Source organism: Mycobacterium sp. TH-M82, assembly GCF_057473605.1.
The window spans coordinates 1-1,549 of the sequence record NZ_JBYCKY010000852.1 but is presented as its reverse complement, the minus strand read 5'-3'; the positions used below and the strand labels follow the sequence as shown (position 1 = coordinate 1,549).

1 protein-coding gene is annotated in these 1,549 nt (G+C 63.8%); it reads left to right on the top strand.

Annotated features, from left to right (window positions below; genetic code table 11):
* Positions 1-403: 403 nt before the first annotated feature.
* Positions 404-1,549 (top strand): PE-PPE domain-containing protein (locus AC2VON_RS24655; RefSeq protein ID WP_486955188.1); only part of this gene is annotated, 1,146 nt, incomplete at its 3' end.

Sequence of the window (1,549 nt, the reverse complement as noted above, 5' to 3'; positions counted from 1 at the left end):
GTTGGGAACCGCTGGTGGAATCTTCGAAATCGTGGCCAGCTGGTTGCACGCCGACAGCCTCGAGGAACCGAAGCTCTTTGACCTGATCGCCGAACTGACGGCGTTCGTCACGCTGGTGCAGGACGGGTTGCTCGCGCGGTACTCACAGCGCGGGCCGAATCGCGACGGCTGAACAACGCCGACGCCAGGTCGCGCACAACCCTTCCGCCGGGCGCGCGGCGCCACGTGGTGCGCAAGCAGGGGTGAGACCGCCTCAGACCTCGCCGTCAGTACGAGATCCGTCGGCGCCCGCGCCGACGGAGACACGCCCGACACAAAGGAACAAGAGCTCTTGTTTTGAATAACCGGGCCGTGCTGTAATGGATCTCACGTTCGCCTGGCCCCTACCTAGATAGGACGCTTCATGCACCATGCGGTCCGCCCCTACGTCGCCGTCGGCATTGCGATTTTGAGCGCTGGCTGCATCACGGCAACGCGCATGGCGTCGCCGGTGCATGAGGTGCAGCTCAGCGACATCCGGCTCGTCGACAACGTGGCCGACATCATCGCGGGCAGCGGCACGCCGATCCCGTCCGAGGAATACGTCACCCACGTTTTCGACGTTTTCCTCCAATCCCAGTTCCCGGATTACACACCCGAGCCCGTTTTCTACCCGGCCGGCAACTACGCGCTCTACACCGGCGTCAAGAGTCTGCCGCTGGACACGTCCGAAGCCCAGGGCGCCCAAATCCTGGACTACGACATCACCCAGCAAGTTGACGCGGGCAGCGACGTGGTCGTCAAGACGCAGTCCCAGAGTTCGACGATCGCCGGAATGGTGATGTCGGAGCTTGCTTCCCAGGGCGTCAGCGACAAGGACGTCTCCTTTGTGATCACCGGTGATCCCAATCTTCCCGACGGGGGACTCTTCGAGCGTTTCGCCGGGCTGTCGTTACCCAGCCTGGGGATCACATTCAACGGCGCGACACCGTCGGACCTGTACCCGACCACGATCTACACGTTGGAGTACGACGGCTTCGCCGACACCCCGCGCTACCCGATCGACATCTTCTCCGATCTCAACTCCCTGGCCGGCATCTACTACGTGCACCCCACCTATGACCAGGTGCTCACATCGCAACAGATCCTCCCCGTCAGCCAGGGCGGTGACGCAATTCAGTTGCCGACCGAGGGCGCCACGATGACGACCTACTACATGCTTCCCACCAACAACCTGCCGCTGCTGGACCCGCTGCGTTCCATCCCGGTCGTCGGCAAACCGCTGGCCGACCTGATCCAGCCCGACCTCACGGTCTTGGTCAACCTCGGCTACGGCGACCCCGACTACGGATGGTCGCAAGGGCCGGCCAACGTACCGACCCAATTCGGCCTCTTCCCCAGCACCGCCGACCTGGAAAAGGTGCCCGGACTGCTCGCGGCAGGAACCCAGGAGGGAATCACCAACTTCGCCCATGACATCAGCGCCGAATTCACCTCGGCGGGCGCTTCGGCAGGTTCCTCGCTGCCATCCCTGGCGACCCTGACAGATCCCTCGTCGACGGCCACCGGC